This is a genomic window from Erwinia sp. SLM-02 (genome assembly GCF_037450285.1).
Taxonomy (GTDB): Bacteria; Pseudomonadota; Gammaproteobacteria; order Enterobacterales; family Enterobacteriaceae; genus Erwinia.
In genome coordinates, this window is the sequence record NZ_JAQISN010000001.1 from 179,458 (window position 1) to 205,242 (window position 25,785).

General features: G+C 55.3%; 28 protein-coding genes and 1 other annotated feature. Of the genes, 16 read left to right on the forward strand and 12 right to left on the reverse strand.

Annotation, left to right across the window (positions count from 1 at the left end; translation table 11 throughout):
• Positions 1–67 precede the first annotated feature (67 nt).
• The 4 genes from PGH32_RS00910 to PGH32_RS00925 are packed head-to-tail and all read left to right on the forward strand — an operon-like array spanning position 68 to position 2,628.
• Positions 68–196 (forward strand): hypothetical protein, encoded by a 129-nt coding sequence (locus tag PGH32_RS00910; protein ID WP_337892940.1) that lies wholly within the window; start codon positions 68–70, stop codon positions 194–196.
• A complete protein-coding gene (locus tag PGH32_RS00915) occupies positions 196–885 on the forward strand; it encodes a metal ABC transporter ATP-binding protein (protein WP_314418583.1) in 690 nt (229 codons plus the stop codon). Before PGH32_RS00910 ends, PGH32_RS00915 begins: the two co-directional genes overlap by 1 nt.
• Entirely contained in the window at positions 882–1,745 is an 864-nt protein-coding gene (locus PGH32_RS00920; protein ID WP_337892941.1) for a metal ABC transporter permease, read from the forward strand. The genes PGH32_RS00915 and PGH32_RS00920 overlap by 4 nt, the downstream gene beginning before the upstream one ends.
• Before the next feature lie 4 nt (positions 1,746–1,749).
• Entirely contained in the window at positions 1,750–2,628 is an 879-nt protein-coding gene (locus PGH32_RS00925) for a metal ABC transporter substrate-binding protein (protein WP_337892942.1), read from the forward strand.
• 50 nt (positions 2,629–2,678) lie between these two features.
• Here PGH32_RS00925 and PGH32_RS00930 read toward each other — a convergent pair whose 3' ends face one another.
• The 5 genes from PGH32_RS00930 to PGH32_RS00950 form a co-directional block, all read right to left on the reverse strand.
• Positions 2,679–3,659 carry an LA_2272 family surface repeat-containing protein gene (locus tag PGH32_RS00930; protein ID WP_314418576.1) on the reverse strand — a complete coding sequence of 327 codons (981 nt, stop codon included), beginning with the start codon at positions 3,657–3,659 and terminating at the stop codon, positions 2,679–2,681.
• A gap of 411 nt (positions 3,660–4,070) precedes the next feature.
• On the reverse strand, positions 4,071–4,211 hold the full coding sequence (gene ykgO / locus PGH32_RS00935; RefSeq protein ID WP_123335743.1) for a type B 50S ribosomal protein L36: 141 nt from the start codon (positions 4,209–4,211) through the stop codon (positions 4,071–4,073).
• A gap of 9 nt (positions 4,212–4,220) precedes the next feature.
• On the reverse strand, positions 4,221–4,481 hold the full coding sequence (locus tag PGH32_RS00940; protein ID WP_105590823.1) for a type B 50S ribosomal protein L31: 261 nt from the start codon (positions 4,479–4,481) through the stop codon (positions 4,221–4,223).
• 121 nt (positions 4,482–4,602) lie between these two features.
• Positions 4,603–7,752 (reverse strand): multidrug efflux RND transporter permease subunit AcrB, encoded by a 3,150-nt coding sequence (gene acrB / locus PGH32_RS00945; protein WP_314418574.1) that lies wholly within the window; start codon positions 7,750–7,752, stop codon positions 4,603–4,605.
• 16 nt (positions 7,753–7,768) lie between these two features.
• A complete protein-coding gene (locus PGH32_RS00950) occupies positions 7,769–8,968 on the reverse strand; it encodes an efflux RND transporter periplasmic adaptor subunit (protein WP_314418573.1) in 1,200 nt (399 codons plus the stop codon).
• Between the two features lie 140 nt (positions 8,969–9,108).
• Between PGH32_RS00950 and acrR the strand changes: the two genes are divergently transcribed.
• Positions 9,109–9,750: a multidrug efflux transporter transcriptional repressor AcrR gene (gene acrR / locus PGH32_RS00955; protein WP_314418889.1), complete on the forward strand. Its 642-nt coding sequence runs from the start codon at positions 9,109–9,111 to the stop codon at positions 9,748–9,750.
• On the opposite strand, the gene rsmS is transcribed toward acrR, so the two are convergent.
• From rsmS to priC, 3 genes are read right to left on the reverse strand one after another with little or no spacing between them, the layout of a single operon-like run.
• On the reverse strand, positions 9,747–9,896 hold the full coding sequence (rsmS, locus tag PGH32_RS00960; protein ID WP_314418571.1) for a pleiotropic regulatory protein RsmS: 150 nt from the start codon (positions 9,894–9,896) through the stop codon (positions 9,747–9,749). The genes acrR and rsmS overlap by 4 nt on opposite strands.
• 11 nt (positions 9,897–9,907) lie before the next feature.
• Positions 9,908–10,153 (reverse strand): GlsB/YeaQ/YmgE family stress response membrane protein, encoded by a 246-nt coding sequence (locus tag PGH32_RS00965; protein ID WP_337892943.1) that lies wholly within the window; start codon positions 10,151–10,153, stop codon positions 9,908–9,910.
• A gap of 48 nt (positions 10,154–10,201) precedes the next feature.
• Positions 10,202–10,738, reverse strand: coding sequence for a primosomal replication protein (gene priC, locus PGH32_RS00970; RefSeq protein WP_337892944.1), 537 nt, complete (start codon positions 10,736–10,738; stop codon positions 10,202–10,204).
• Between the two features lie 65 nt (positions 10,739–10,803).
• Between priC and PGH32_RS00975 the strand changes: the two genes are divergently transcribed.
• Complete coding sequence (locus tag PGH32_RS00975; protein ID WP_337892945.1) at positions 10,804–11,181, forward strand: DUF454 family protein; 378 nt, start codon at positions 10,804–10,806, stop codon at positions 11,179–11,181.
• 156 nt (positions 11,182–11,337) lie between these two features.
• Positions 11,338–11,889: an adenine phosphoribosyltransferase gene (gene apt, locus PGH32_RS00980; RefSeq protein ID WP_314418564.1), complete on the forward strand. Its 552-nt coding sequence runs from the start codon at positions 11,338–11,340 to the stop codon at positions 11,887–11,889.
• Positions 11,890–11,990: 101 nt separating this feature from the next.
• On the opposite strand, the gene PGH32_RS00985 is transcribed toward apt, so the two are convergent.
• From PGH32_RS00985 to PGH32_RS00995, 3 genes are all read right to left on the reverse strand, one after another.
• A complete protein-coding gene (locus tag PGH32_RS00985; protein ID WP_337892946.1) occupies positions 11,991–12,644 on the reverse strand; it encodes a hypothetical protein in 654 nt (217 codons plus the stop codon).
• Positions 12,645–13,114: 470 nt separating this feature from the next.
• Positions 13,115–15,532: an outer membrane protein assembly factor BamA gene (gene bamA, locus PGH32_RS00990; protein WP_337892947.1), complete on the reverse strand. Its 2,418-nt coding sequence runs from the start codon at positions 15,530–15,532 to the stop codon at positions 13,115–13,117.
• A 58-nt stretch (positions 15,533–15,590) separates the two neighbouring features.
• Positions 15,591–15,875, reverse strand: a complete 285-nt coding sequence (locus PGH32_RS00995) for a hypothetical protein (protein WP_337892948.1) — start codon at positions 15,873–15,875, stop codon at positions 15,591–15,593.
• An 86-nt stretch (positions 15,876–15,961) separates the two neighbouring features.
• On the opposite strand from PGH32_RS00995, the gene dnaX reads away from it, so the two are divergent.
• The 4 genes from dnaX (at position 15,962) to htpG (ending at position 20,864) form a co-directional block, all read left to right on the forward strand.
• The gene (dnaX, locus tag PGH32_RS01000) at positions 15,962–17,902 is read left to right on the forward strand and encodes a DNA polymerase III subunit gamma/tau (protein ID WP_337892949.1); all 1,941 of its coding nucleotides are present in this window, start codon (positions 15,962–15,964) and stop codon (positions 17,900–17,902) included.
• Positions 17,238–17,299, forward strand: a sequence feature (DnaX frameshifting element). Its footprint overlaps the gene before it by 62 nt.
• 52 nt (positions 17,903–17,954) lie before the next feature.
• Positions 17,955–18,284, forward strand: coding sequence for a YbaB/EbfC family nucleoid-associated protein (locus tag PGH32_RS01005; RefSeq protein ID WP_314418555.1), 330 nt, complete (start codon positions 17,955–17,957; stop codon positions 18,282–18,284).
• Entirely contained in the window at positions 18,284–18,889 is a 606-nt protein-coding gene (gene recR / locus PGH32_RS01010; protein WP_314418553.1) for a recombination mediator RecR, read from the forward strand. The genes PGH32_RS01005 and recR overlap by 1 nt, the downstream gene beginning before the upstream one ends.
• Positions 18,890–18,995: 106 nt before the next feature.
• Positions 18,996–20,864, forward strand: a complete 1,869-nt coding sequence (htpG, locus tag PGH32_RS01015; RefSeq protein WP_314418551.1) for a molecular chaperone HtpG — start codon at positions 18,996–18,998, stop codon at positions 20,862–20,864.
• 72 nt (positions 20,865–20,936) lie between these two features.
• Here htpG and PGH32_RS01020 read toward each other — a convergent pair whose 3' ends face one another.
• Positions 20,937–21,812, reverse strand: coding sequence for a LysR substrate-binding domain-containing protein (locus PGH32_RS01020; protein WP_337892950.1), 876 nt, complete (start codon positions 21,810–21,812; stop codon positions 20,937–20,939).
• Positions 21,813–22,016: 204 nt separating this feature from the next.
• On the opposite strand from PGH32_RS01020, the gene PGH32_RS01025 reads away from it, so the two are divergent.
• From PGH32_RS01025 to adk, 5 genes are all read left to right on the forward strand, one after another.
• Positions 22,017–22,721 carry a hypothetical protein gene (locus PGH32_RS01025; RefSeq protein ID WP_314418548.1) on the forward strand — a complete coding sequence of 235 codons (705 nt, stop codon included), beginning with the start codon at positions 22,017–22,019 and terminating at the stop codon, positions 22,719–22,721.
• Positions 22,722–22,774: 53 nt separating this feature from the next.
• Positions 22,775–23,173, forward strand: coding sequence for an NUDIX hydrolase (locus PGH32_RS01030; RefSeq protein WP_314418546.1), 399 nt, complete (start codon positions 22,775–22,777; stop codon positions 23,171–23,173).
• Positions 23,173–24,048 (forward strand): DUF6024 family protein, encoded by an 876-nt coding sequence (locus tag PGH32_RS01035; RefSeq protein ID WP_337892951.1) that lies wholly within the window; start codon positions 23,173–23,175, stop codon positions 24,046–24,048. Before PGH32_RS01030 ends, PGH32_RS01035 begins: the two co-directional genes overlap by 1 nt.
• A complete protein-coding gene (locus PGH32_RS01040; protein WP_314418542.1) occupies positions 24,045–24,947 on the forward strand; it encodes a DMT family transporter in 903 nt (300 codons plus the stop codon). Before PGH32_RS01035 ends, PGH32_RS01040 begins: the two co-directional genes overlap by 4 nt.
• A 93-nt stretch (positions 24,948–25,040) precedes the next feature.
• Complete coding sequence (gene adk / locus PGH32_RS01045) at positions 25,041–25,685, forward strand: adenylate kinase (protein ID WP_314418541.1); 645 nt, start codon at positions 25,041–25,043, stop codon at positions 25,683–25,685.
• The last annotated feature ends 100 nt before the right edge of the window (positions 25,686–25,785 follow it).

A 25,785-nucleotide genomic window follows, 5' to 3' on the forward strand; every position in this document is an offset into this window, starting at 1 on the left:
TTAATCTTATCAATTTGACCATTTTAGCAGTAGATTATTGTTATGTTATAACATAATGAATCACGCTATGCGCAATCCTTCTTCGTTTTTTTATCGTTTTGGCACCCTGTTCAGCTGGCCCGCATGGTTGCGTACGGCGTTCATCCTCGGACTCGTCTTGCTGCTCATGATCATGACAAAATGGGCGGCCGCCTGATGATTACCTTAAACAAATTGGTTGTCGGTTATCAACAGCGGGCGGTGACCCCTGAACTGGTCGGTGAATTTACCCAGGGCAGTATGACCGCCCTGATTGGGGACAACGGCAGCGGCAAGTCGACGCTGTTAAAAACCCTGTGCGGCATGGTCCCCCCGGTTAGCGGCAGTATCAGTCTGCCCGATCCCCGGCCAGGTATCGCCTGGCTCCCACAGCATACGGAAATTGAAAAATCATTTCCCCTCACCGTGTTCGATCTGGTGGCGATGGGCTTCTGGCGCCAGTGCGGCTGGTTCGGCGGGATTAATCGCCAACAGCGTAAGCAGGTACTGGAAGCCCTGGATCGCGTCCGCATGCTGCCCTTTGTCGATGCGTCACCGGGGACGCTCTCCGGTGGCCAGCTCCAGCGAGTGCTCTTTGCCCGGCTGCTGATTCAGGATGCCGAATTGCTGTTGCTTGATGAGCCTTTCAGCGGGGTTGACAGCGACACTGTCGCGCTGCTGATTGAGCTACTGGCTGAGCGCCACCGTGCGGGCTGCACGCTGATAGTGGTTCTGCATGATATGGCCACGGTCGCGAATCATTTCCCTCAGGTACTGCGGTTGAAGGCGCATCACAGCGAATGGTCGTGCCGGAGCTGTGGCGTGACCGGCCTGAATTTTTCCCGCAGTGGAGGAGAGCGAGCATGATACTGATTGAGCCGTTTATCGAATTTGGTTTCATGCGTCGCGCGCTGGTCGCCTGTGTCGCTCTTTCCCTGAGCGCGACGCCGCTCGGTGTATTTTTACTGCTTCGCCGCATGAGTCTGGTGGGGGATGCATTATCACATGCGGTGCTGCCGGGGGCGGCGATTGGCTATCTGATTTCAGGCCTGTCGCTGGTGGCCATGGGGATCGGGGGGGCGATTGCCGGGCTGACGGTGGCACTGCTCTCCGGGGCCGTCAGCCGCTACACGCCGCTGCGTGAAGATGCCAGTTTCGCTGGATTCTATCTTGGATCGCTGGCCCTGGGCGTCACGCTGGTGTCACTGCGCGGTTCCAGCGTTGACCTGCTGCATGTGCTGTTTGGTTCACTGCTGGCCGTTGATACCCCATCAATTTTACTGGTCAGCGCGATCGGCGCTATCTCTCTTGTGGCACTGGCGCTGATTTATCGGCCGCTGGTGATCGATGCGTTCGACCCCACGTTTTTGGCGGCTCAGAACCGCTGGACCTCCCCACTGGTCCACGGCATTTTCCTGGTGCTGGTGGTGATTAACCTTGTAGCCGGTTTCCAGGTGTTGGGTACGCTGATGAGCGTCGGGTTGATGATGCTGCCCGCTGCCAGCGCCCGCTTCTGGAGCCGCCATCTCTCAGGCACGCTCGGAGCCGCGATGCTGCTGGCAACACTTTCCAGCGTTTTTGGCCTCTGCGCCTCTTTCTACCTCTCGCTGCCCGCCGGACCCGCCGTGGTACTGAGCGCGGCACTCCTGTTTTTTATCTCGATTTTATTTGGACCCTGCGGCGGCATTTTTTCCGGGCGCAGAATATTGTCTATGGCGAAGGAGTAATACTATGAAGAAGTTACCTTTGGTGCTGGCATTATCAGCCCTGTTTACCGCACCGGCGGTGATGGCAAAAACCGTCCAGGCGGTTGCCAGTTTTAGCGTCCTGGCGGACATTGTACAAAATGTTGGCGGTGAGCATGTGGTCGTAAAAAGTCTTGTCGGGCCTAATGGCGATCCGCACAGTTTTGAGCCAACGCCAAAAGATAGCCAGTCGCTGGCCCATGCAGACGTGGTATTCGTCAGCGGTCTGGGAATGGAAGGGTGGATGGACCGTCTGATCGCCTCCTCGGGTTACAAAGGTCAGACCGTTGTGGCCTCCAGCGGCATCAACACGCGGAAGATGGAAGAGGATGGCAAAACGATTACCGATCCCCATGCATGGAACAGCATGCAAAATGGCGTGACCTATGCCACCAACGTCATGAATGCGCTTATCGCTGCCGATCCCGCTGATGCGGACTACTTCTGCCAGCATGGCCGTGCTTACATTGCGCAGTTGGAAAAGCTGGATAGCTGGGCGCAGCAGGAGTTTGCGCAGATCCCTCAATCAAAGCGTAAGGTCTTAACCAGCCACGACGCCTTTGGCTATTTTGGACAGCGTTATGGTGTGAGTTTCCTTTCTCCGGTCGGTTTTTCTACCGAGTCTGAAGCCAGCGCATCGGATGTTGCAGAGCTGATTACCCAGCTGAAAAAAGAGAAAATTAATGCGTGGTTTATCGAAAACCAAACCGATCCTCGTCTGGTCAAGCAGATTGCCTCGGCCACCGGCGCTAAGCAGGGGGGAGAACTGTACCCGGAAGCCTTAACGGAAAAGGGCGGTGAAGCAGACAGCTATATTGCCGCGTTTAAGCATAACGTCAGCGCGATGGTTGCCAGTATGAAGTAAATTGCGAAGGCGGGCGCGCTGAGCGCTCCGCCTTACGTTCATCCGACCGATCAGAATGTACGATGGTAGTTGACCAGCGGCAGTACCGGGACGGTAGCATTGGTGGCAATATTGATTACCCCAATCTGCAGCCCCTCAAGATGTTTGGTGGCGTTAACCAGACCAATCTGGAAAGAGGTGCTGTCGGAATAGTTGAAGGCACCAATGTCCGCATTGGTAAAGCCCGTTGAGGCGTTAACGGCACCAAAGTTGAAACCATTCACGTTGTGCGCCACGTTAACCACGCCGATGTTGCCCCCCTGCACATCGTTTGTCAGGTTGACCACACCGATGTTGGCACCCTGCACGTTATGCGTCATGTTGAGCGCCGCCAGGTTAGCGCCCACGGTATCCTGAGACAGGCTATAGAGTGGCGACAGGTTCAAACCGGTTATGTTGCCTGAGACGTTGACCAGGCCCAGGTTAAGCCCCTCAATATTACCTTCACTCCAGTTTCCCAGGGCTCCCACGTTTACCCCGACCGCGTTACCGGTATGGTTCAGTGCGGTGATGTTAATACCGGTACTGTCACGCTGAGTCCAGTTGAATGGCGCGACGTTTATGCCATCTCTGTTTTCCGCCGTATAGTTTCCCAGCAGGCCGATGTTCAGCCCTTTCATACTCCCCGTTTGGGTCACGACACCAATGTTCGCCCCCGTAACGCTTTTTGCCGCACTGTACAGACCGACGTTAACGCCGCTCAGATCGCCCACCTGGTTTCCCAGACCGATGTTGACGCCGTTATCCGTACCGCCATGCCAGTTAAACAAGCCGATAGCCACACCATTCATACCGTTGCGAATATGCGAGCCGGCAAGGGCGCCGATCTGCAAGCCGTTAAGCTGGTCAAGTTCACCGTATCCGAGGATCGGCAGGTCAAACCCGTTCACCGTTCCTGAATTACTGTAAAGGAAGCTGCCGTGGAAACCGTTTACCTCATTATCATCAGGCAAATTATTGAAGGAGGAAAGTTGAATGGGGGTCGATGCCATGCTGGCAGCGGAAAACATGACGCATGACAAGGCTAATGCTAATGTTGAACGTTTCATTTTTGATATCCCTATTTAATTATGATGCGTAACATTTTGAATGACAGGGCTTTCATCTAATCTGTGCCACTACACAGCAGCAATCATCAAATGTCGTCGCTATCAACGTGATACAGCAACATTGCGATGAGGTGCTTTGTATAACTTACTGTTTTTATGGTGAATTCTTTGACAAAAAATGCGCATAAACGCACGTTAAACAGACGTGGGATCAACGGTGAGGCAAAGGTTAAATAAATGTTTTTGAAGGGAAGTTATTATTTTTCGGCGCAATTAATTATGGCTGAAAATAAAAATCACATAAAAAGGGCGAATCAAAAAACGATCCGCCCGGCACGTTAAGTTCATTTTAACTTAGCGCTTTTTCTTTCTACCCTGCACCGCTTTAAAGCGGGGGTTGCTCTTACAAATAACGAATACCCGTCCATGACGGCGCACCACTTTGCAATCCTTGTGGCGTTTTTTGGCCGAAGCCAGCGAGCTTAATACCTGCATCGGGACCCCTTATTTTTTCATGACGTTGAGAATGCCGCCAAAGCGCTGGCTGAAGCGCGCTGCGCTGCCTTCTTTAGCGAAGTCTTTCTGTTTGCCGGTGTAGTAAACGTGAGAAGCTGAAGACACATCCAGCGTCACATAAGGCATTACTTTGCCATCATGCTCGATGGTACGGTCGGTTTTGATGGTGGACCCTACCACAAAGTAAGCATCGGCCGTGGTGTCATGGAACACCACCTGACGGTAAGCAGGATGAATACCCTGTTTCATCGGTTACTCCATTTGTTATGTTATACTATAACAATAGTATGCGCCGACGCTTTTGAAATTGCAACCGCAAAAAAAAGAGGCCGCACAGGGCGGCCTCTTAATCGTTTTCGACGGATGTCGGTTATTTATGGTGCTCAACCGGATGACTGTGTTCCAGTTCCTCTTTGTTCTTACTGAAGCGGCGACGAACCACCACGAAGAACACCGGAACGAAGAAGATAGCCAGAACGGTTGCGGTAACCATGCCGCCCATTACGCCAGTACCTACGGCGTTTTGCGCGCCGGAACCGGCACCGGAGCTGATGGCCAGCGGCAGTACGCCGAGGATAAAGGCCAGTGACGTCATCAGAATTGGACGTAAACGCATACGTACCGCTTCCAGAGTCGACTCAACAAGGCCTTTACCTTCCTTCTCCATCAGGTCCTTGGCGAACTCAACGATCAGGATGGCGTTCTTCGCCGATAGCCCTATGGTGGTTAGCAGCCCCACCACAAAGTAAACGTCATTACTCAGCCCACGCAGGGTGGTGAAGATCAGTGCACCGACCACACCCAGCGGAACAACCAGCATCACCGAGAACGGAATCGACCAGCTCTCATACAGTGCCGCCAGACAGAGGAAGACCACAATCAGCGAGATGGCATACAGAGCAGGGGCCTGGTTTCCTGACAGACGTTCCTGATAGGACATACCGGTCCACTCGTAGCCAATACCGGTCGGTAGTTTTCCAGCCAGTTCTTCCATCAGGTTCATGGCTTCACCCGAACTTTTGCCCGGTGCCGGTTGGCCCAACAGCTCCATAGACGGCAGGCCGTTGTAGCGTTCCAGGCGCGGTGAACCGTAGATCCACTGGCCCGATGTGAAGGTACTGAATGGCACCATCTCACCGCTGCTGGCACGAACATACCAGTTACCAATGTCGCTAGGTAACATACGGTAAGGTGCTTCACCCATCACGTAGACTTTCTTCACGCGGCCGCGGTCAATGAAGTCATTAACGTAGGAACCGCCCCAGGTTGCGGCCAGCGTGGTGTTGATATCAGAGAGTGATACCCCCATCGCGCGCGCTTTTTCCTGGTCGATAGTCAGTTTGTACTGTGGCGTATCTTCCAGCCCGTTAGGACGTACACCCACCAGCGTATCTGCGTGCTGTCCAATCATGCCCAGCAGCTGATTACGGGCTTCGGTCAATTTCTCATGACCCAGGCCGGCTTTATCGGTCAGCTGGAAGTCAAAGCCCGTTGCGGTACCCAGCTCAACAATGGCTGGCAGGTTGAATGGGATGACCATAGCATCTTTAATGGATGACAATGCTCCCATCGCCCTGGCGGCAATCGCCGGAACTTTGTTTTCCGAACTGGAACGTTCATCCCAGTCCTTGAGGCTGACGAACGCGATACCGGTGTTCTGCCCACGCCCTGCAAAACCAAAGCCGTTAACGGTAAACACGGAGTTTACGTTGGCCTTTTCTTTGGTCAGGTAGTAGTCGGTCACCTGGTCCAGCACCTTCTGCGTACGCTCCTGCGTTGCACCGGCAGGCAGCTGAGCCATGGTCAGCAACACGCCCTGATCTTCTTCCGGCAGGAAGGAGGTTGGCAGGCGCAGGAACAGGAAGGCCATGCCCACAACGATCAGCAGGTAAATCACCAGGTAGCGGCCGGTGCTGCGAACGATATGACCGACGCTGTCGGTATAGTGCTGAGTGCTCTTGTCGAACAGGCGGTTGAACCAGCCAAAGAAGCCGGTTGTTTTACCGTGATCGCCTTTAGCAATCGGCTTCAGCATGGTGGCACACAGCGCCGGGGTCAGGATCAGGGCCACAATCACCGACAGCACCATCGCAGAAACGATAGTAATCGAGAACTGGCGGTAGATAACCCCCGTAGACCCGCCGAAGAAGGCCATAGGAATAAATACCGCGGACAGAACCAGGGCGATACCCACCAGGGCTCCCTGAATCTGGTCCATCGATTTCCGCGTGGCTTCCTTCGGAGGCAGGCCTTCTTCGGCCATCACGCGCTCAACGTTCTCGACCACGACGATGGCGTCATCAACCAACAGGCCTATCGCCAACACCATACCGAACATCGTCAGGGTGTTTATCGAATAGCCAAAGGCGCTGATAATGGCAAAGGTTCCCAGCAAGACGACCGGTACGGCGATCGTTGGGATCAGCGTGGCGCGGAAGTTCTGCAGGAACAGATACATTACCAGGAAGACCAGCACGATCGCTTCAACCAGCGTTTTTACCACTTCGTTAATAGAGATTTTAACGAACGGCGTGGTGTCATACGGATAAACCACTTTCAGGCCGGAAGGGAAGAACGGCTCAAGCTTGCTCAGTTCCGCTTTAACGGCGGAAGCGGTGTCCAGGGCGTTAGCACCGGTCGCCAGCTTAATCCCCAGACCAGAAGCCGGTTTGCCGTTGAAGCGGGCGATGATCTCGTAGTTCTCACCACCCAGTTCGATCTGCGCAACATCCTTCAGACGAACCTGCGAACCATCGGTATTCACCTTCAGCAAGATTTTGCCGAACTCTTCCGCCGAGGTCAGACGGGTCTGCGCAATGATGGAGGCGTTAAGCTGCTGCCCCTTCACCGGCGGTGAACCGCCAAGCTGACCTGCCGCCACCTGGGCGTTCTGAGTATTGATGGCGCTGATCACATCCACCGGCGTCAACTGGTAGTTGTTGAGCTTGTGCGGGTCCATCCAGACGCGCATAGCATACTGCGCACCGAACAGCTGCGTATCGCCCACGCCAGCCACACGACTGATCGGGTCTTTAACGTTAGACCCGATGTAGTCGGAGATGTCGTTCTGCGTCATGGTGCCGTCATCATTGATGAAGCCGGCGACCATCAGGAAGCTGCTGGAGGATTTCTGAACGCGAATACCCTGCTGCTGAACTTCCTGTGGCAGCAGTGGCATTGCCAGCTGCAGCTTGTTCTGAACCTGAACCTGAGCAATATCGGCATTGGTGCCGGACTCAAAGGTCAGCGTCAGCTGCAACGTCCCCGTTGAGTCACTGCTTGAGCCCATATACATCAGGCCATCAATGCCGTTCATATTTTGTTCGATAACCTGCGTGACCGAGTCCTGCAAGGTTTTCGCATCCGCACCAGGATAGGTCGCTGAGATCTCGATTGCCGTTGGCGCAACGTTAGGATATTGCTCAATCGGCAGTTTCAGGATCGACAGTACGCCCGCCAGCATAATAATGATGGCGATAACCCAGGCGAAAATCGGGCGATCGATAAAAAACTTAGCCATGAATCAGTGGCTCCTGTTAAGACTTGCTTTGTTCAGACTGCGCCTGAGGCTGTGCTGCTGCTTTGGAGCTGTCTTCGCTAACTTCCTGTGGCGTTACGGCCGCACCTGGTCTGACACGCTGCAGCCCGGTGATAATAACTTTGTCACCTTCTTTCAGCCCACCGGTCACCAGCCACTTGTCGCCAATTGCCTGATCTGCGGTCAGATTACGGACCTCAACCTTATTGTCTGCACCTACCACCATGGCGGTAGCCTGGCCGGTTGGGGTACGGGTCACGCCCTGCTGTGGAACCAGCAGCGCATTCGGGTTGGTGCCTTCATCCAGACGTGCACGCACGAACATGCCCGGCAGCAGGCTGTGATCCTGATTAGGGAACACGGCGCGCAGCGTGATAGAACCGGTGGTTTCATCGACGGTGACATCAGAGAATTCTAATGTACCCTTCTGCGCGTACTCGCTACCATTCTGCATTAACAGCTTAACTTCAGCCTTACCGTTCGCCTGCTGCAGCGTACCGGCATTCAGTTCATTACGCAGACGGATAAAGTCTTCGCTGGACTGAGTGACATCGACATAAATCGGGTCCAGCTGCTGAACGGTAGCCAGAGCGTTTGTCTGGCCACTGGTCACCAGTGCACCTTCGGTAACGGAAGATTTACCAATACGGCCGCTGATAGGTGAGGTGACTTTGGTGTAAGCCAGATTAATACGTGCGCTTTCTACCGCGGCCTGCGCGGCCTGAACTGCCGCTGCGGTCTGGCTTTGCGTCGCTACCGCCTGATCATAGTCCTGCTGACTGATGTACTTGGTACCCAGCAGAGGCTTATAGCGTTTCACGGTCAGGCTGGCGATTTGTGCATTAGCCTGTGCCTGAGCAAGATCGCCCTTCGCGCTGTCCCAGGCGGCTTTGTAGGTCGCCGGGTCAATCTGATAGAGGGATTCACCCGCCTTGATGTCGCTACCTTCAACAAAATTGCGCTTCAGAATAATGCCAGAAACCTGCGGGCGAACTTCTGCGATACGGAAAGATGAGGTACGACCCGGCAGGTCGGTGGTAATTTTAAGCGGAGCGCTTTTCAGCGTAACGATGCCCACTTCAGGAGCCTGTTGTTGCCCAGCCTGTTGTTGCTCTTTGTTATCACATCCTGCCAGTACCAGGCTGCCTGAAAGCATCAGAACGGCCGCCAGAGGCGTTAGCCCTCTGTTTTTGTTCATAAATAAACCTCGAATGTCCGGTATCGATTGTTCAATGGATCACAAACCCATAAACCCATTGCTGCGTTTAAATTATGGTCGTGCTATGGTACATACATTCGGAAATGTATGTAAATCTACCATTTTGTAAAAACCCCACTATGGCACGAAATACCAAACAGCAGGCGCAGGAAACGCGCAATCACATTATCACTGCAGCGATCGAACGCTTTTCAGAGGTCGGCGTTTCCAAAACGTCGCTGGCTGATATTGCCGCTGCCGCTGGCGTGACCCGGGGGGCAATCTACTGGCATTTTAAAAATAAAACCGATTTGCTAAACGAGATCTGGGCACAGTCCGATTCCGTTATGGCGGATCTGGAACTTGAGTATCAATCAAAATACCCTGCGGATCCACTGTCTGTTATGCGTGCAATGATACTGTATGTCTTTGACGCGACAACCAGTGATCCAAGAAGACGGGCATTGATGGAAATTATTTATCACAAATGTGAATTTGTTGGTGAAATGGCAACGCTGCAGCTGATGCAGCAAAATCTCTATCTCGAGTGTTATGAAAAGATAGAGGATGTTTTAAAACAGTGCATCGTGGCAAAACAGCTGCCGGAAAATCTGAACACCCCGCGTGCGGCCATCATCATCCGTGGCTATATCAGCGGAATTATCGAAAACTGGCTGTTTATGCCCGAGAGCTTTAGCCTCTCCGACGATGCACCGCAGCTGGTCGACACGCTGGTTGATATGCTGATGTACTGCCCAACCCTGCGCGATGCCACCCGTTAGACTTTTTCGGCAACTTTCCGCTCATAGTCCCGCTGAACAATAGCCAGCGCGGCCAGTACCGTTTCCGGATCGAGCTGGTTCTCCTCCAGCAGCATGATCAAATCCACAGCCAGTTTGACCTCCTGAGGGGCATTTTCCAGCGACATAACTTCTCCTTTCAGATACGTAAAATTTTAATGACCACGGCCATCACCAGTCCACCCGCCAGCGCAAACGCAACGGACCGCATATCGAACTGAGCAAGGGTGCCGTAGCCAAAATAGTTGCTGATGTAGCCACCAATCAGCGCGCCGATGATGGTCAGAACCAGCGTTGCAGCCCGCCCGCCGGGACGGCCCGGGAAATAGCGTCGAACAATAACACCCACCAGTAAGCCGATGATTATCCAGGAAAGAAGCCCCATATTACTTCTCCAGTCAGAGTGATCACTGAGTATAGTTTGCCGTGGCGACTAGCGATCCCGCTCGCGGTTTTCAATACTGCGTTCAATGCGTTTCAGCGCCTGCAGACACCGCTGCAGGCGGCCTTCCAGTGCGGCCAGTTCGCGCTGAAGCTGCTGCTGCTGTGCGAGGGTTTCCCGAGTCGCCAGCAGGCTTTCGCGGTCGGCAATCATCGCACGCAGGCGGCGCTCAAAGTCCTGATGCTGAGAAAGCTTCTCATACAGATTTTCCTTTTCTACCACCGGTTCGGCCTCACGGCTGCGCAGCGTCTGGGTGGCCAGTTCGCGCTGTAGCGCCCCCATCTGTAACACCACGCGCTCGGCCATCCACGCAACGCGCTCGGCGCGATTGTCCCGCACGCTCTGCTTTAACTGCATCATTGTCTGCTGTATTTCCAGCAAATAATCCCCCAGCCGGGTGGAATGGCCGTGAAACAGCTGGTGGTCAAAACGCGCCTTTGCCGAACGCTGGTTGGCGTGTGGCTCCACGGCGCGTGCTAACTGTGCCAGCTGCGTATCCAGCTGCTGCAGTAAACCTGCACTTTTCATTTTCATCTCCGTGGCCGCGATCGCGATATGATAACCTGTTTATGACATATTTTGACGGGTACGCCATGCAACGTGTTCTTTTATTGATTCTCGGCTGGCTGGCGATGGTGCTGGCAACCCTGGGAGCGGTCCTGCCGCTGCTGCCGACCACGCCTTTCCTGCTGTTAGCGGCCTGGTGTTTTGCGCGTTCGTCACCGCGTTTCCATCACTGGCTGCTCTATCGCTCGATATTCGGTCGCTATCTGCGGCACTGGCAGCAGCATCGTGCGATGCCGCCCGGTGCCAAGAGCCGGGCGATTGTTTTTATCCTGCTGACCTTCGCATTTTCACTGTGGATGGTGAAAATTCTCTGGGTTCGCCTGATGTTACTGGCGATCCTGTGCTGTCTGTTGGTGTTTATGGCCCGGCTTCCGGTGGTTGAGGAAGAGCAAGAAAATCGCTGATTTTCTCAAACACGGTTGCAATTGTTGGACGGTTTGCATAGATTTGGTCGTTTTCGTGCGCGGCTTCCCTTTCACGTTTGAATTTCACCCGACCGATCCACGGCCTGGGGAATGGAAGCTGCGCGAGTCAGATTTGTATTTACCAGGCATAACATTATGACCGCGACTGCGCAGCAGCTAGATTTTCTTAAAAACAGTATCAAAAGCATCCCGGATTATCCTAAACCGGGCATCCTGTTTCGTGATGTCACCAGCCTGCTGGAAGACCCGAAAGCGTATGCGCTGAGCATTGAGCTGTTAGTTGAACGCTACCGTAACGCGGGTATCACGAAGGTCGTGGGTACTGAAGCGCGTGGCTTCCTGTTTGGCGCACCGGTTGCGCTGGGGCTGGGCGTTGGTTTTATTCCCGTGCGTAAGCCGGGCAAACTGCCGCGTCAGACCTTCTCTGAAAGCTACGAGCTGGAATACGGCACCGACAGCTTAGAACTGCACTGTGATGCCATTCAGCCGGGTGACGTGGTGCTGGTGGTGGACGATCTGCTGGCCACCGGTGGGACGATTGAAGCGACCGTTAAGCTGATCCATCGCGCGGGCGGCATCGTTAAAGACGCCGCGTTTATTATCAATCTGTTTGACCTGACGGGCGAATCGCGCCTCAAAGCGCTGGGGCTGAACGTATACAGCCTGGTGAACTTCCCGGGTCACTAATGCTGTCCGGTGGGCCGCCGTCGCTGGCCCACCGCCATCCTTCTGATTTAAACCGTTACCGGCGACATTCTCGCCACCGACTCCGTTAACTCATTAATTCGTTAATTCGCCGCTGCCGCATCGGGCGGTGTGTCTGCTCCTGTGGACTGCGGTGCCTTCGATTTCTCCGTCTGGGTTCCTGTATCCATCGGCGCTTTGAATGCTTTGGCATCTTCAGCCTTGCCCGGGAGGAGGCCCGAGAGAGGGGCCATCATCGAAGGCTGGTTGATCTGCAGCACCGGTAATTCGGCAAAAGTAATCTGGCGTTGATCCACCGCAGCCAGCACCTCATCGGTACAGTCTGCCTGCTTATCGCTGCTGACCAGGGCCAGTTGAGCCGGGAAGATCACGCCGATATTATGTTCTTTACGCCACTTTTCAGCCTCTTCGTAGACGATCTTTTTCAGCGCATCGCTCACCCCGCGCTCTTCCACACTGAACTGCCTGACCAGCGTTTCCTCTGCGTTACTGAACACCCGCTGCTGTTCTTCTAACGGCGCGTTCTGGTAGCTCCTGTGCAAATCGTCCATCCCTTTCTGGAAGCGCCGATCGATAATACTCAGATGCTCACGTCCGGCTTTTCCCGGTGCCGATTCAGCAATAATTCGCTCCACGTTCAACAGGGCTATTTTTCCCTGCGCTTCGGGATGCTGATAAAAGATATAGCCCAGAGCAACGATCAGTAGAACGCTCAGTACCGCGCAAAGTATTTTCATTCGGTGTTCTCATGTAGTTAAGTAATGGCCAGCGGCAGGAGCCGGCAGGGCTGAACGGCAGACAGCACTCAGCCCCAGTGCATAATGCGGTACCGGGAGCAGAGCGGGATTGAGGATCGAGGGGTAGGGCACAGTCAATTTCCTTTTGACATTTAGTGGAACCAGATTCTTAAAATTTGACTCTATCCATGAGTGAGAAACTGCCTCCCCAATATCTGGCGTTATCATGCATATTCTACGCGTTTTTTTTTGTTTTTTAATGTGGTGGTGGCTTTATTGAACTTATTTTAAGTAAAAATAAAGGCCGCCGGCGAAGGTGACCTTTTTTTATTTTATAACAACGAGGGTGAGGGGTTTGCTCAGAACCCGTTCACGCCGTCATAATAACACTCCGATGGGTAATGAATCTGTCAAATATAAATATGATCGGGTAATGTTTTTGTAATTTTCTACGATTTAAATATCGCTAATCACCATGTTTTTCCAATATTAAACTGGAACTGTTCCGATTTATCACCGTCGTACTTCTTCAGCGGCAGGGCATATGAGAACACCAGCGGGCCCAGCGGCGACTGCCACTGAACGGCCAGGCCGGAGGAGACGCGAACCTTAGACGGATCGCCGTAATCCTCAATTCCTGCGGCTTTGGTTTGTTCAGTGTTTTGCCACTGGGTATCCCACACCGTTCCGGCATCAACGAACAATGAGGTCCGCAACGCGCTGGCATAGCGATCGCCGATAAACGGCGTTGGCAGGATTAGCTCGGCGCTGACGATGGCCATGGCATCGCCCCCCACGGCGTCGGTTGATTTTTCCACCGGGCACGCGCCGTAGCTGCTCTCGCTGCCGTTGCAGCGGTAATACGCCGCTTTCGGACCGATGGTATTAGACGAGAATCCGCGCACGGAGCTGGAGCCGCCGGCATAGAAATTGTCATAGAAGGGCACGTCGCTGCCGCCCAGACCGCCCGCATAACCCAGCCTGGTGCGGGTCAGCAGCACCCAGCTGTGGCTGTCGCTCAGCGGCAGGTAGGCGCTGGCATTCAGGGTGTTTTTAAAGTAGCTGTTGCTGGAGCCTGGCAGGGTGATTTTGCTGGTAAAGCTGGCGCTGACGCCGGAGGTCGGGAAGAAGCCCCGGTCCAGCGAGTTGTAGCTCCAGCCGATGCTGGCAAACACATCGTTGGCCACAAAATCAGAATCGCTGTCACCATCTTTGGTGACGACCGCCGGGTCGATGCCGCGCGAAGCCAGATAGCGCCAGGTGGCCAGCTGCGGCTCCATATCGGTCAGACTGTTATAAACATAGTCCAGCCCCAGGTTCATCATGCTGTGTTCGCTGACCGGCAGGCCAAGATTGCTGCCGAAGCCGAAGCTTTTCAGATTATATTCCGCCAGCGAGTTATCTTCAGCGCTGTAATCGTTATAGAAAAACTTGCCGCCGAGGCTGACGCCGTCCACGGTGAAGTAAGGGTCGGTGGCGGAGACTTCAACATAGGTCTGATAGTCGTTTTTGGTGCCGCTGAAGCTGACGCTGTTGCCGGTGCCCAGCCAGTTATCCTGCGTCACGCCGACCTGGAAGCTGATGCCGCTGTCGGTGCCGTAGCCGATGCCGAAGTTCAGGGTACCGGTATTTCGCTCCTTCACTTTATACACCACGTCAACCTGGTCGCTGCTGCCCGGGATGCGCTGCGTTTCGGTTTCCACGCTTTCAAAATAGCCCAGCCGGTTAAGCCGCTCTTTACCCTGTTCCACCCGATCGCTGCCCAGCCAGGCGCCTTCCATCTGGCGCATTTCCCGCCGCAGTACCGCATCACGCGAGGTATCATTACCGCTAAAAATAATATGGCGCACGGTAAAGCGATTACCGGCATCGACGTTAATTCGCAGCCTGACGGTTTTCGCCGCGTCATCGATCTCCGGCTGAGTCTGCACGCGTGGCCAGGCGTAGCCGTAGCGTCCCAGCAGCGTCTTGATATCATTCTCGATGCGCGTCACCCGGGCCGCGCTGTAGGTTTCACCCGGCTGGATGCGGGCCAGTTCCTCGATCTGCGCGGAATACCCGGCAAGATTACCGCTGACAGCCGCTGACGACAGGGTATAGCGATCGCCTTCGGTAAGGTTAACGGTAATGAATAATCCCTTCTTGTCCGGGGTCATGCTGATTTGCGTGGAGTCGACGGAGAAACGGGCGTAGCCGCGATCGAGGTAGAAGCTGCGCAGCGTTTCGATGTCGCCCGCCAGCTTTTGCTTCTGATATTTTCGATCGCCGACCAGATTCCACCAGGGCACCTCATCGCGCAGCTGGAAGTGGGAAAGCAGTTCGTCAGTGCTGAATGCCCGGTTACCGATCAGGTTAATTTGCTGAATTTTTGCGGAAACACCTTCAGTGAAGACCAGCTTTAAATCGACGCGGTTGCGCGGCAGCGGCGTAACGACCGCCTTAACGCTGGCGCTGTATTTCCCCACGCTGAAATAAAAATCCTCCAGCCCTTTTTCGATGGAGGTTATCGTTGTGCGATCCAGCGCTTCCCCCACGCGCACCCCGGATGCCTCCAGGTTCTGCGTCAGCATGTCATCCTTAATCGCCTTATTGCCGGAGAAGGTGATGCTGGCGATGGTGGGGCGTTCTTTTACCTGCACGATTAACGTGGTGCCGTCGCGAAGTACCTGCACATCCTCAAAGTTACCGCTGGCAAAAAGGGCGCGTACCGTCTCGCTGAGATCCTGCGCGGAAACCGTATCACCGGTTCGTACCGGCATATTCAGCAAGGCGGCACCGGGCGTAACCCGCTGCAGGCCACCAAAGGTAATATTATTTACCTTAAAGTCATCCGCGCCGTAGGCAGCCAGGCTACTTAATAAAAGCAATCCAGGAAAATTCTTTTTCATCGGGTTTCTGTCAGGAACCTGTATTGAAATAAGGGGAACACAATAAAATAAAATCGTGTCAGTAAGTGGCGGTTGCGTTTGCCAGGCCGACTCTGTTGATAACTGACTGTATTTTATTTTTTTGATTCCCTTGTTTTTGGCTATTTTCAATAAAATTACATCTTGCTGGGGCTTTTTTAACAGAAGGCCAGGTGCGGTTTTCTTTATTTAATTTCAGTCGGGAAGTTAACTCTGTGAGTTTTTTATCATTAAAGCGTAAATAAACTGCCTGAAGGGGTTCGCTTAAAAAAACATCGGCTCCCCCGCTGAGGATTTCATCAGGTTCTGTGAGTACGCGCCGCATGGGGAACAATCCGACAGGAACCGCGACGGGCGGGAGAGGATTCTGTTATAGTATCTTCTTTTATTCAGAACAATGATGAAGTCAGAATGAGCTATCAGGTACTGGCCCGTAAGTGGCGTCCACAAGCGTTTACTGAAGTCGTTGGGCAGGAGCATGTCCTGACCGCGCTGGCTAACGGTCTTTCGCTGGGCCGTATCCATCACGCTTATCTGTTTTCCGGCACCCGCGGCGTCGGGAAGACCACGATTGCCCGTCTGTTAGCCAAAGGGCTAAACTGCGAAACCGGCATCACCGCCACGCCCTGCGGCCAGTGTGATAACTGCCGAGAGATCGAGCAGGGGCGCTTTGTTGATCTGATTGAGATCGATGCTGCTTCGCGCACCAAAGTCGAAGACACCCGCGACCTGCTGGATAACGTGCAGTACGCCCCGGCGCGCGGGCGCTTCAAAGTCTATCTGATTGATGAAGTCCACATGCTCTCGCGGCACAGCTTTAATGCGCTGTTGAAAACGCTGGAAGAGCCGCCCGAGCACGTCAAATTCCTGTTAGCGACGACCGATCCGCAGAAGCTGCCGGTGACCATCCTGTCGCGCTGCCTGCAGTTTCATCTGAAAGCCCTGGACCAGGATCAGATCCGCGGTCAGCTGGAACACATTCTCCAGGTTGAACAGATTTCCGCTGAAACGCGGGCGCTACAGCTGCTGGCGCGCGCCGCCGATGGCAGTATGCGCGACGCCCTCAGTCTGACCGATCAGGCTATCGCCATGGGGCAGGGGGCGGTCACTACGGTGACGGTCAACGATATGCTCGGCACGCTGGACGACGAGCAGCCGCTGGCGCTGATTGAGGCGCTGGTCAATGCGGACGGGGCTCAGGTCATGGCGCTGCTTAACCAGGCGGCCTCGCGCGGCGTGGAGTGGGAAGCGCTGCTGGTTGAAATGCTCACGTTGCTGCACCGCATCGCCATGGTTCAACTGCTGCCCTCGGCGCTGGGCGAAGATATGGCTATGATTGAACAACGGCTGCGTGAACTGGCCAGAGTGCTGCCGCCCGCCGACGTCCAGCTTTACTATCAGACGCTGCTGATGGGGCGCAAAGAGCTGCCGCTGGCACCGGATCGCCGCATGGGCGTTGAGATGACGCTGCTGCGCGCGCTGGCTTTTCATCCTAAAGCGGTCATTGCCGAACCGGCTGCCCGCCCGGCGATCGTTGCCCAGGCCGTGCCCCAGCCTGCACCTCAGGCACCGCTGACGCCGCCGTCCGCACCGGCCGCCGCGCATACCATCCCGGAGGCACCGCCGCCTCAGGGGCTGCCCGACAGCACCAGCCAGCTGCTGCAGGCGCGCACCCAACTGATGCGCCAGCAGGGAGCAACCAAACCAAAAAAGAGTGAGCCGGCGGCGCAGGGTGCGCGGCCGGCCAGCTCTGCACTGGAGCGTCTGGCAGCCGCAACCGAACGTGGGCAAAAGCGCCCGCGACAGGATGCTGCACCCGCCGCGCCGGTAAAAGAGGAAGCGTATCGCTGGAAGGCGCAGACGCCAAAGGAAGAGGTGAAAGCCGAACCGGTGGCAACGCCGAAAGCGCTGCGCAGCGCGCTGGAGCATGAAAAAACGCCGGAACTGATCGTCAAACTGACGGCGGAATCCCTGGAACGCGACGCGTGGGCGGCAGAAATTGCCACTCTGACCATGCCGCGACTGGTGCAGCAGCTGGCGCTGAATGCGTGGAAAGAGGTGACGGACGGTGGCGTTTGTCTGCATCTGCGTTCCAGCCAGCGGCATCTGAATTCCCCGTCGGCGCAGAAGGCGCTGAATGAGGCGCTGAACAACGCTGCCGGTCATCCCATTGAATTAACCGTGGTGGAAGATGATAATCCGGCGGTGCTGACGCCGCTGGAATGGCGGCAAAAAATTTATGAAGAAAAGCTGGCGCAGGCGCGCCAGTCGATTATCGCGGATAATAATATTCAGACGCTGCGTCGCTTTTTTGACGCCGACGTTGATGATGAGAGTATCCGCCCTGTGTAACCCGCCGCATCACCGTTTTGTTGGTGTGGCCTGAGCGAAAGAGAGAGAACTTATGTTTGGTAAAGCCGGATTGGGTAACCTGATGAAGCAGGCCCAGCAAATGCAGGACAAAATGGCGCAGGTTCAGGAAGAGATCGCCGCGATGGAAGTTACCGGTGAATCCGGTGCCGGCCTGGTGAAGGTCACCATCAACGGCGCGCATAACTGCCGTCGCGTGGAAGTGGATCCCAGCCTGCTGGAAGACGACAAAGACATGCTGGAAGATCTGATTGCTGCGGCGTTTAACGATGCGGCCCGCCGCGTTGCTGAAACGCAGAAAGAGAAAATGGCCGCCGTGTCTTCTGGTATGCAGCTGCCACCCGGCTTCAAGATGCCGTTCTGATGCAGACCAGCCCGCTCCTTGAAGCACTAATGGAGTCGCTGCGCTGCCTGCCGGGCGTTGGGCCTAAATCGGCCCAGCGCATGGCTTTTCAGCTGCTACAGCGCGATCGCAGTGGCGGTATGCGCCTGGCGCAGGCGTTGACCCGCGCAATGTCCGAAATTGGCCACTGTGCGGACTGTCGGACCTTTACCGAGCAGGACATCTGCACCATCTGCGCGAACCCGCGTCGCCAGCAGAACGGTCAGATCTGCGTGGTGGAAAGCCCGGCGGATATTCATGCTATCGAACAGACCGGGCAGTTCTCCGGCCGTTACTTCGTACTGATGGGGCATCTTTCCCCGCTGGACGGCATCGGGCCGGGAGATATCGGCCTCGATCGTCTGGAACAGCGGCTGGAAAAAGAAACCATTCAGGAAGTGATCCTCGCCACCAACCCGACGGTGGAGGGCGAGGCAACCGCCAACTACATTGCCAGCCTGTGTGAACAGTATGGCGTGGATGCCAGCCGCATCGCTCACGGCGTGCCGGTCGGCGGCGAGCTGGAAATGGTGGACGGCACCACGCTGTCCCATTCCCTGGCCGGGCGCCACAAGATTAAATTCTGACCATTCAAACGGCACGAATTTTCGTGCCGCCTTGAAAACCCTGCGCTTCTCCCCCATCTCTACCCTCAACGTTCATCAACCTGTTTTAGTTGAGGTAGCAATGACCATGAAAGGACAAGAGACGCGTGGCTTCCAGTCAGAGGTGAAACAGCTTCTGCACCTGATGATCCACTCACTCTATTCAAACAAAGAAATCTTCCTGCGTGAACTGATCTCCAACGCCTCGGATGCCGCCGATAAGCTGCGCTTCCGTGCACTTTCCACCCCCGATCTGTACGAGGGTGACGGCGAACTGCGCGTGCGTGTTTCTGTCGACAAGGAAAACCGTACCCTGACGCTGAGCGACAACGGCATTGGTATGCGTCGTGACGAAGTCATTGAGAACCTGGGCACCATTGCCAAGTCAGGCACCAAATCCTTCCTGGAATCCTTAGGCTCCGATCAGGCGAAAGACAGCCAGCTTATCGGCCAGTTCGGCGTGGGCTTCTACTCGGCGTTTATCGTGGCGGATAAAGTTTCCGTTCGCACCCGCGCTGCCGGTGCCGCCGCCGATGAAGGCGTATTCTGGGAGTCCGCCGGCGAAGGTGAATACACCATCGCGGACATCACCAAAGAGGATCGCGGTACCGAAATAACCCTGCACCTGCGTGAAGGTGAGGACGAGTTTCTGGACGCGTGGCGCGTGCGCAGCATCATCAGCAAATACTCTGACCATATCGCCCTGCCGGTTGAGATTGAATCCCACAACGAAGAAGACGACACCACCAGCTGGGAAAAAATCAACAAGGCTCAGGCGCTGTGGACCCGCAGCAAGTCTGAAATCAGCGAAGACGAATACAAAGAGTTCTACAAGCACGTTGCCCACGACTTCACCGACCCGCTGACCTGGAGCCACAACCGTGTGGAAGGTAAGCAGGAGTACACCAGCCTGCTGTACATTCCGGCCCAGGCGCCGTGGGACATGTGGAACCGCGATCACAAGCACGGCCTGAAGCTGTACGTGCAGCGTGTTTTCATCATGGATGACGCCGAGCAGTTTATGCCGAACTACCTGCGCTTTGTGAAGGGGCTGATCGACTCCAACGATCTGCCGCTGAACGTCTCCCGTGAGATCCTGCAGGACAGCCGCATCACGCAGACCCTGCGCAGCGCGCTGACTAAGCGCTCCCTGCAGATGCTGGAGAAAGTGGCGAAGGATGACGAAGAGAAGTATCAGAAATTCTGGCAGCAGTTCGGCCTGGCCCTGAAAGAAGGCCCGGCGGAAGACAGCGCCAACATCGAAACCATCGCGAAACTGCTGCGCTTTGCCTCAACCAGCAGCGAAGGCCCGGCGCAGACCGTGTCGCTGGAAGACTACATCAGCCGCATGGTGGAAGGTCAGGAGAAGATCTACTTCATCACTGCCGACAGCTATGCCGCCGCGAAGAGCAGCCCGCACCTTGAGCTGTTCCGTAAAAAAGGCATTGAAGTGCTGCTGCTCTCCGATCGCATCGACGAATGGATGATGAGCTACCTGACCGAGTTCGACGGCAAGCCGTTCCAGTCCGTCAGCAAAGCCGACGATGCACTGAGCAAACTGGCCGACGAAGAGACCGAAGAGCAGAAGGAAGCCGAGAAGGCGCTGGAACCGTTTGTTGAGCGCGTGAAAACGCTGCTGGGCGAGCGCGTGAAAGAGGTGCGTCTGACTCACCGTCTGACCGATACCCCGGCCATCGTGACCACCGACGCCAACGAAATGAGCACCCAGATGGCCAAGCTGTTTGCCGCTGCGGGCCAGGACGTGCCGGACGTGAAGTACCTGTTTGAGCTGAACCCGGATCACGCGCTGGTTAAACGCGCTGCCGATACGCAGGACGAAGCGCGCTTCGCCGAGTGGATCGAGCTGCTGCTGGATCAGGCGCTGCTGGCCGAGAAGGGATCGCTGGACGATCCAAACCAGTTTATCCGCCGTATGAACCAGCTGCTGCTGGGCTAACCATCGGGCGTATCAACGCATAAGGGGCCAGATAATCTGGCCCCTTTTTTTTGCCTCTAAAACCCGGTCTGCTCAGACACCACCCGAGGCCTCTTCCAGCAGCCAGCGGCGGAACAGGGCGATTTCCTGCTCCTCGCGTCGGGTTTCTTTCACCATCATCCAGGTGGCGCGATCCACCTCGGCAAAGCCCAGCGGCGCAATCAGCGATCCCTCCTGAATCTCCTTTCTCACCAGGATCTGTGGCGTCATGATAATGCCCATGCCGCTGCGTGCCGCCTGGATTGCCAGCGTCAGATTATCGAAGTGCCGTCCGGCCCAGAAATCACCGCGTGCCCCGGTTTTTTTCGCCCACTCAGCCCAGGCGTGCAGCTTGGTATCGGCATGCAGCAGCGGCAGGGTGGCGAAATCGGTTTCGTAGGTGAAACGGTTGGCGAACTCCGGCGAACAGACCGGGCCAATATAGTCGACGGTAATCAGCGTGGCAGCGATGTCGTCGCCTACCGGCTGTTCGTGGCTGACGATCAGCAGGTCGCATTGTTCATTACGAACGCGCTCAATGTCGACATGGGTCTGGAAGGTCAGGGCGATCTCGGCGTGGCGGCTGGTAAAGCGGCTGATCCGTGGGATCAGCCACTGGGCAAGAAAGCTGGGGGCGCAGGAAATGGTCAGGCTGTGCAGATTACGTGCGCGGATCTTTTCGCAGGTTGATTCAATTTCGCCGAAGGTTTGTATGCAGCAGACCTTCAGCCGTTCGCCGTCCGAGGTCAGCTGTACCCGACCGCCGACGCGCAGAAACAACGGCTTATCTAACCACTCTTCCAGCAGTTTGATTTGATGGCTGACCGCGCTATGCGTTACGTGCAGTGATTGTGCAGCAAGGCTAAAGCTTTGATGCAGCGCCGCCTGATGAAAATAGCGCAGAGCGCGCAGTGAAGGTAGTCCGGACATGATCCCATCCGTTAGAAAATCTCACATCCAGTGTCTGTTTATATCATTTTAAAGTCCAGCCGAATTTACCTACTCTGAGCCCGGAGTTGCCAGCCGCTCAACGGCCCGGTGAGGATTTTTTCTCGTTTAACTCCAGATACATACAGCGATATTTTTTCTTGTCAGCCCACGATTACGTACAACAGCTATGTGAAGGAAAGGAAAATGACAACTCAGTATTCCGTAAAACCACAGCTCGTAATGTTTACCGGTGGTCGCGATAGTACGCTGGCAGCGTGTTATCTGATGTTACAGGGTATCCCTGTGCACCTCTGGTCAGGAAACAGCGGATGTTCACTGCATCGTGGAATTTTAGCGCATCGCGTTGATGAATTAAGAAACCGCTTCGGGGATTTGGTCGTCGATCATACCGTTGCTGATATCAGTGGGGCATTCCGCTCGATTGCCATCGAAAACCTGGAAAGTGACATTCTTAAGTACCGAAAAAACCTCGTTCTTCTCGGTGAAAAGTTAGCTATTCACGCCCATCTTGTTGATTTCTGCCACCGCACCGGCATTAACACCATTAACGATGGTATCACCCACTACCAGATGGAGTTCCCGGAGCAGCGTCAGGTGGCGAAGGCATTCCTGGTGGAGATGATGGCCCAGTACGACATCAACTATCAGTCACCCATCTATGAATTCGCCCAGTCGGCGGACGACGTGAAATACCGCCTGCTGCAGCTGGGGATTTCCACCAAGTCGCTGGAAGGGATCAGTATTTTCGCCGACAGCTTCTCCACCCCTTCGGACGAGGTGATCCTCGCCTATCTGCGTGAAAAAGCGCCGCTGGCGCAGAACATCGTGCGTTTCCTGTCCGGTGAAACCCTGCTGACGCCGGTGCTGAAAGCCAGCGCCGTTGCCTGAGTTAATTCGTTAATCGCGGCGTAACCGCAGGGTTACGCCGCGCGGAGTTTGCCATGAAAGTTATCGTTAAATGCGCAGCCATAATCATCAATCAACGCTCGCTGCTGCTGACGCGTAAACGCGGTACCCATATTTTTATCTCTCCGGGCGGCAAGCCGCTGGCCGGGGAAGATCACCTCAGCTGCCTGAAGCGTGAACTGGAGGAAGAGCTGGGGGTGGAGGTTAAAGCGTTCCGCCCGTTTGGCCTGTTCCACGGGCGGGCCGAGTTTGAACAGGCAGCCATTGAAAATCATGTTTATCACGTTGAAATCAGCGGCCAGCCGCGTGCGGGGTCTGAAATCGAAGAGATCGCCTGGGTGAACTATCGGCAGCCGCCGTGTGAGATCGCCGTGGGGTCGATTTTTCGCGATAACGTGATGCCGCTTCTTTTCCAGCAGGAGTTAATTAATTAATGGATAACTCCTCACTTTCCCTTGAGTTACAGCAGGTCCACGGTGATCGGTTTTATAAGCGAGCGCGTATGCTGAGAGATGAACTCCGCGAAGAACTCACCCGCGTGTATGGACTGGAAAAATACGAGCTGTTTTTTGTCCAGTCGGTGCGGGTCGGGCTGGTTATTCTGTCCCATCTGTTTCACAAGCAGGAAACCACCCTGTGCCTGGCCCGGCATTCCCACTACCAGCCGGTCAGCGAGCTGTTTAACTTCCCGAACACCCATTTTACCGGGCCGGGTGCGGTGCCGATTATCACCCACGTCAATCCCTACACCGCCCAGGTCAACGGCCTCAAGGGCTGCAAGGGGAAAGGCGTTGTCGACGCTTCCCACAGCTTTGCCACCTGCCGCCACGGTGAGCTGATTGCCGACAGCTCAATCTTTGTTGCGCCGCTGCACAAGCACGCTTCCCTGACTATCGGGCTGGCGATTATTGCCCTGCGCCCGGAAGACTTCAGCACCCTGATGCGCAGTGAACTGCTGCTGTTTGAGGAGTCCACCGCGTCCGATAAGCCGCTGATCGAGGCGCTGGACAACCTCCGCCGCCCCGACTGGCAGGCGTTCAATATGGCCAGCGTCGGCGCCATCAGCCTGAAGGACGTGGGCGGTATGGATTTTGATTCAATCGGTACGGCGGGCGGCCCGTTCAGCTGCTTCAGCGTGCCGCCGCTCAGCGAGGCGTTGAAAAAGCAGGTGAAAGCCGCCGGAGCGAGCTATTTCGAACAGACCGGCACGCTGCGCCTCTCCTGCTGGGCGCGCGGTGACGGCAGTCAGCCGGTCATAAAGACGGACGACGCAATACAACAACTACGCGCCCTGTGGGAGGGGAAATGAAAAACGCACTGCCGGTGAATGGCAACCTGATTGGCATTCTGGGGGGCATCATCCTCAGTACCGATTCCGTGTTTATCCGCATGATGGGCATTGAAAATTCGTGGCTGATAGTGGCGCTGCGCGGCATCTTTATGTGGGGCATGTGCTTGCTGGTCTGGCTGCTGTGGCGGCAGAGCCGCTCAACGCTGGGAACCCCCTGGCTGACCCAGGACAACGCGCTGTCGACGCTGTTTTTCTGCATCTCTTCGGCCTGCTTCGTCAATGCGCTTAATCGCGGCAGCGTGGCGACGGTACTGGTGATTATCTCTTCCACGCCGTTTATCTCGGCGCTGATTTCGCGCCTGCTGTTTAAGATGAGCATTGACCGCAGCGTAATGCTGGCGTCGCTGGCGGGCATCCTCGGCGTGGCGGTGGTGATGTCCGGCCACAGTGCGGGCCACGGCGGGATCGCCAACCTTTACGCGCTGGGCACGGCGGTTTCCATGGCGCTGGCCTTTATTTTCACCTCTCGCGTCACCGGCGGCACGGCCGGGCTGCCTTCACTGGGGGCGATACTGGCTTCCGTGGTGATTGCACTGTGGTCCGGCAACGACCTCCTCGAAAGTCTGAAAATGCTCACGCCCGCGCAGTACGGCTGGTCGATTGCCGAAGGCGCGCTGATTATGCCGCTGGCAATGGGATTGATCACTTTATCCACCCGTTTTGTTTCTCCGGCCAATGCCGGGCTGTTTCTCCTGCTTGAGACGGCGCTGGCTCCGCTATGGATGTTTCTGTTTATGAATGAAATCCCTACGATTCATGCAGTTATTGGCGGGGCAATCATTATTCTGGCGGTGGTGTCGCAGACGGTTTATGCACGTCGCAGGGCCAATCCACAGCGCTACGCGAATGCAGGATAGCCGCGCGGTTCCTTGTGATGAGCGGGCCATAATGTTATGTTCATGCACTTGGATAAAGTGATCATATAAGCAATTCGCAAGGGGATTTACGCAATGCGTATTATTCTGCTCGGGGCTCCGGGTGCAGGTAAGGGGACTCAGGCTCAGTTTATTATGGAGAAATACGGTATTCCGCAAATCTCCACGGGTGACATGCTGCGCGCCGCTGTAAAAGCCGGTTCGGAGTTAGGTCTGAAAGCCAAAGAGATTATGGATGCTGGTAAACTGGTGACTGATGAACTGGTTATCGCGCTGGTCAAAGAGCGTATCGCTCAGGAAGACTGCCGTAACGGTTTCCTGCTGGACGGTTTCCCGCGCACTATCCCTCAGGCTGATGCCATGAAGGAAGCGGGCATCAAAGTTGACAACGTGCTGGAGTTCGCTGTACCTGACGAACTGATCGTTGAGCGTATTATCGGTCGTCGCGTTCATGCGCCATCCGGCCGCGTGTACCACGTGACTTTCAATCCACCGAAAGTGGAAGGCAAAGACGACGTGACCGGTGAAGAGCTGACCACGCGTAAAGATGACCAGGAAGAAACCGTACGTAAACGTTTGGTTGAGTACCATCAGATGACCGCACCGCTGATTGCTTACTACAGCAAAGAAGCCGAAGCGGGCAACACGGCGTACAACAAGATCGACGGCACGCGTAAAGTGGCCGAAGTCAGTGCTGAGCTGGCAAAAATCCTCGGTTAAGTCTGAAAGGGGCCGGATAATTCTGGTCCCCTTTTACAGCAATTGGTTTTTCCCCCGCAATTTTCCGCTAGAATGAGTCTCGTTTTCATCTCCGCTGATG

What these genes read in the sequence shown, in the direction of transcription:
- PGH32_RS00910 (WP_337892940.1), top strand. Translation starts at nt 68, where the DNA reads ATGCGCAATCCTTCTTCGTTTTTTTATCGTTTTGGCACCCTGTTCAGC.
- PGH32_RS00915 (WP_314418583.1), top strand. Translation starts at nt 196, where the DNA reads ATGATTACCTTAAACAAATTGGTTGTCGGTTATCAACAGCGGGCGGTG.
- PGH32_RS00920 (WP_337892941.1), top strand. Translation starts at nt 882, where the DNA reads ATGATACTGATTGAGCCGTTTATCGAATTTGGTTTCATGCGTCGCGCG.
- PGH32_RS00925 (WP_337892942.1), top strand. Translation starts at nt 1,750, where the DNA reads ATGAAGAAGTTACCTTTGGTGCTGGCATTATCAGCCCTGTTTACCGCA.
- PGH32_RS00930 (WP_314418576.1), bottom strand. Translation starts at nt 3,659, where the DNA reads ATGGCATCGACCCCCATTCAACTTTCCTCCTTCAATAATTTGCCTGAT.
- ykgO (WP_123335743.1), bottom strand. Translation starts at nt 4,211, where the DNA reads ATGCAGGTATTAAGCTCGCTGGCTTCGGCCAAAAAACGCCACAAGGAT.
- PGH32_RS00940 (WP_105590823.1), bottom strand. Translation starts at nt 4,481, where the DNA reads ATGAAACAGGGTATTCATCCTGCTTACCGTCAGGTGGTGTTCCATGAC.
- acrB (WP_314418574.1), bottom strand. Translation starts at nt 7,752, where the DNA reads ATGGCTAAGTTTTTTATCGATCGCCCGATTTTCGCCTGGGTTATCGCC.
- PGH32_RS00950 (WP_314418573.1), bottom strand. Translation starts at nt 8,968, where the DNA reads ATGAACAAAAACAGAGGGCTAACGCCTCTGGCGGCCGTTCTGATGCTT.
- acrR (WP_314418889.1), top strand. Translation starts at nt 9,109, where the DNA reads ATGGCACGAAATACCAAACAGCAGGCGCAGGAAACGCGCAATCACATT.
- rsmS (WP_314418571.1), bottom strand. Translation starts at nt 9,896, where the DNA reads ATGTCGCTGGAAAATGCCCCTCAGGAGGTCAAACTGGCTGTGGATTTG.
- PGH32_RS00965 (WP_337892943.1), bottom strand. Translation starts at nt 10,153, where the DNA reads ATGGGGCTTCTTTCCTGGATAATCATCGGCTTACTGGTGGGTGTTATT.
- priC (WP_337892944.1), bottom strand. Translation starts at nt 10,738, where the DNA reads ATGAAAAGTGCAGGTTTACTGCAGCAGCTGGATACGCAGCTGGCACAG.
- PGH32_RS00975 (WP_337892945.1), top strand. Translation starts at nt 10,804, where the DNA reads ATGCAACGTGTTCTTTTATTGATTCTCGGCTGGCTGGCGATGGTGCTG.
- apt (WP_314418564.1), top strand. Translation starts at nt 11,338, where the DNA reads ATGACCGCGACTGCGCAGCAGCTAGATTTTCTTAAAAACAGTATCAAA.
- PGH32_RS00985 (WP_337892946.1), bottom strand. Translation starts at nt 12,644, where the DNA reads ATGAAAATACTTTGCGCGGTACTGAGCGTTCTACTGATCGTTGCTCTG.
- bamA (WP_337892947.1), bottom strand. Translation starts at nt 15,532, where the DNA reads ATGAAAAAGAATTTTCCTGGATTGCTTTTATTAAGTAGCCTGGCTGCC.
- PGH32_RS00995 (WP_337892948.1), bottom strand. Translation starts at nt 15,875, where the DNA reads ATGCGGCGCGTACTCACAGAACCTGATGAAATCCTCAGCGGGGGAGCC.
- dnaX (WP_337892949.1), top strand. Translation starts at nt 15,962, where the DNA reads ATGAGCTATCAGGTACTGGCCCGTAAGTGGCGTCCACAAGCGTTTACT.
- PGH32_RS01005 (WP_314418555.1), top strand. Translation starts at nt 17,955, where the DNA reads ATGTTTGGTAAAGCCGGATTGGGTAACCTGATGAAGCAGGCCCAGCAA.
- recR (WP_314418553.1), top strand. Translation starts at nt 18,284, where the DNA reads ATGCAGACCAGCCCGCTCCTTGAAGCACTAATGGAGTCGCTGCGCTGC.
- htpG (WP_314418551.1), top strand. Translation starts at nt 18,996, where the DNA reads ATGAAAGGACAAGAGACGCGTGGCTTCCAGTCAGAGGTGAAACAGCTT.
- PGH32_RS01020 (WP_337892950.1), bottom strand. Translation starts at nt 21,812, where the DNA reads ATGTCCGGACTACCTTCACTGCGCGCTCTGCGCTATTTTCATCAGGCG.
- PGH32_RS01025 (WP_314418548.1), top strand. Translation starts at nt 22,017, where the DNA reads ATGACAACTCAGTATTCCGTAAAACCACAGCTCGTAATGTTTACCGGT.
- PGH32_RS01030 (WP_314418546.1), top strand. Translation starts at nt 22,775, where the DNA reads ATGAAAGTTATCGTTAAATGCGCAGCCATAATCATCAATCAACGCTCG.
- PGH32_RS01035 (WP_337892951.1), top strand. Translation starts at nt 23,173, where the DNA reads ATGGATAACTCCTCACTTTCCCTTGAGTTACAGCAGGTCCACGGTGAT.
- PGH32_RS01040 (WP_314418542.1), top strand. Translation starts at nt 24,045, where the DNA reads ATGAAAAACGCACTGCCGGTGAATGGCAACCTGATTGGCATTCTGGGG.
- adk (WP_314418541.1), top strand. Translation starts at nt 25,041, where the DNA reads ATGCGTATTATTCTGCTCGGGGCTCCGGGTGCAGGTAAGGGGACTCAG.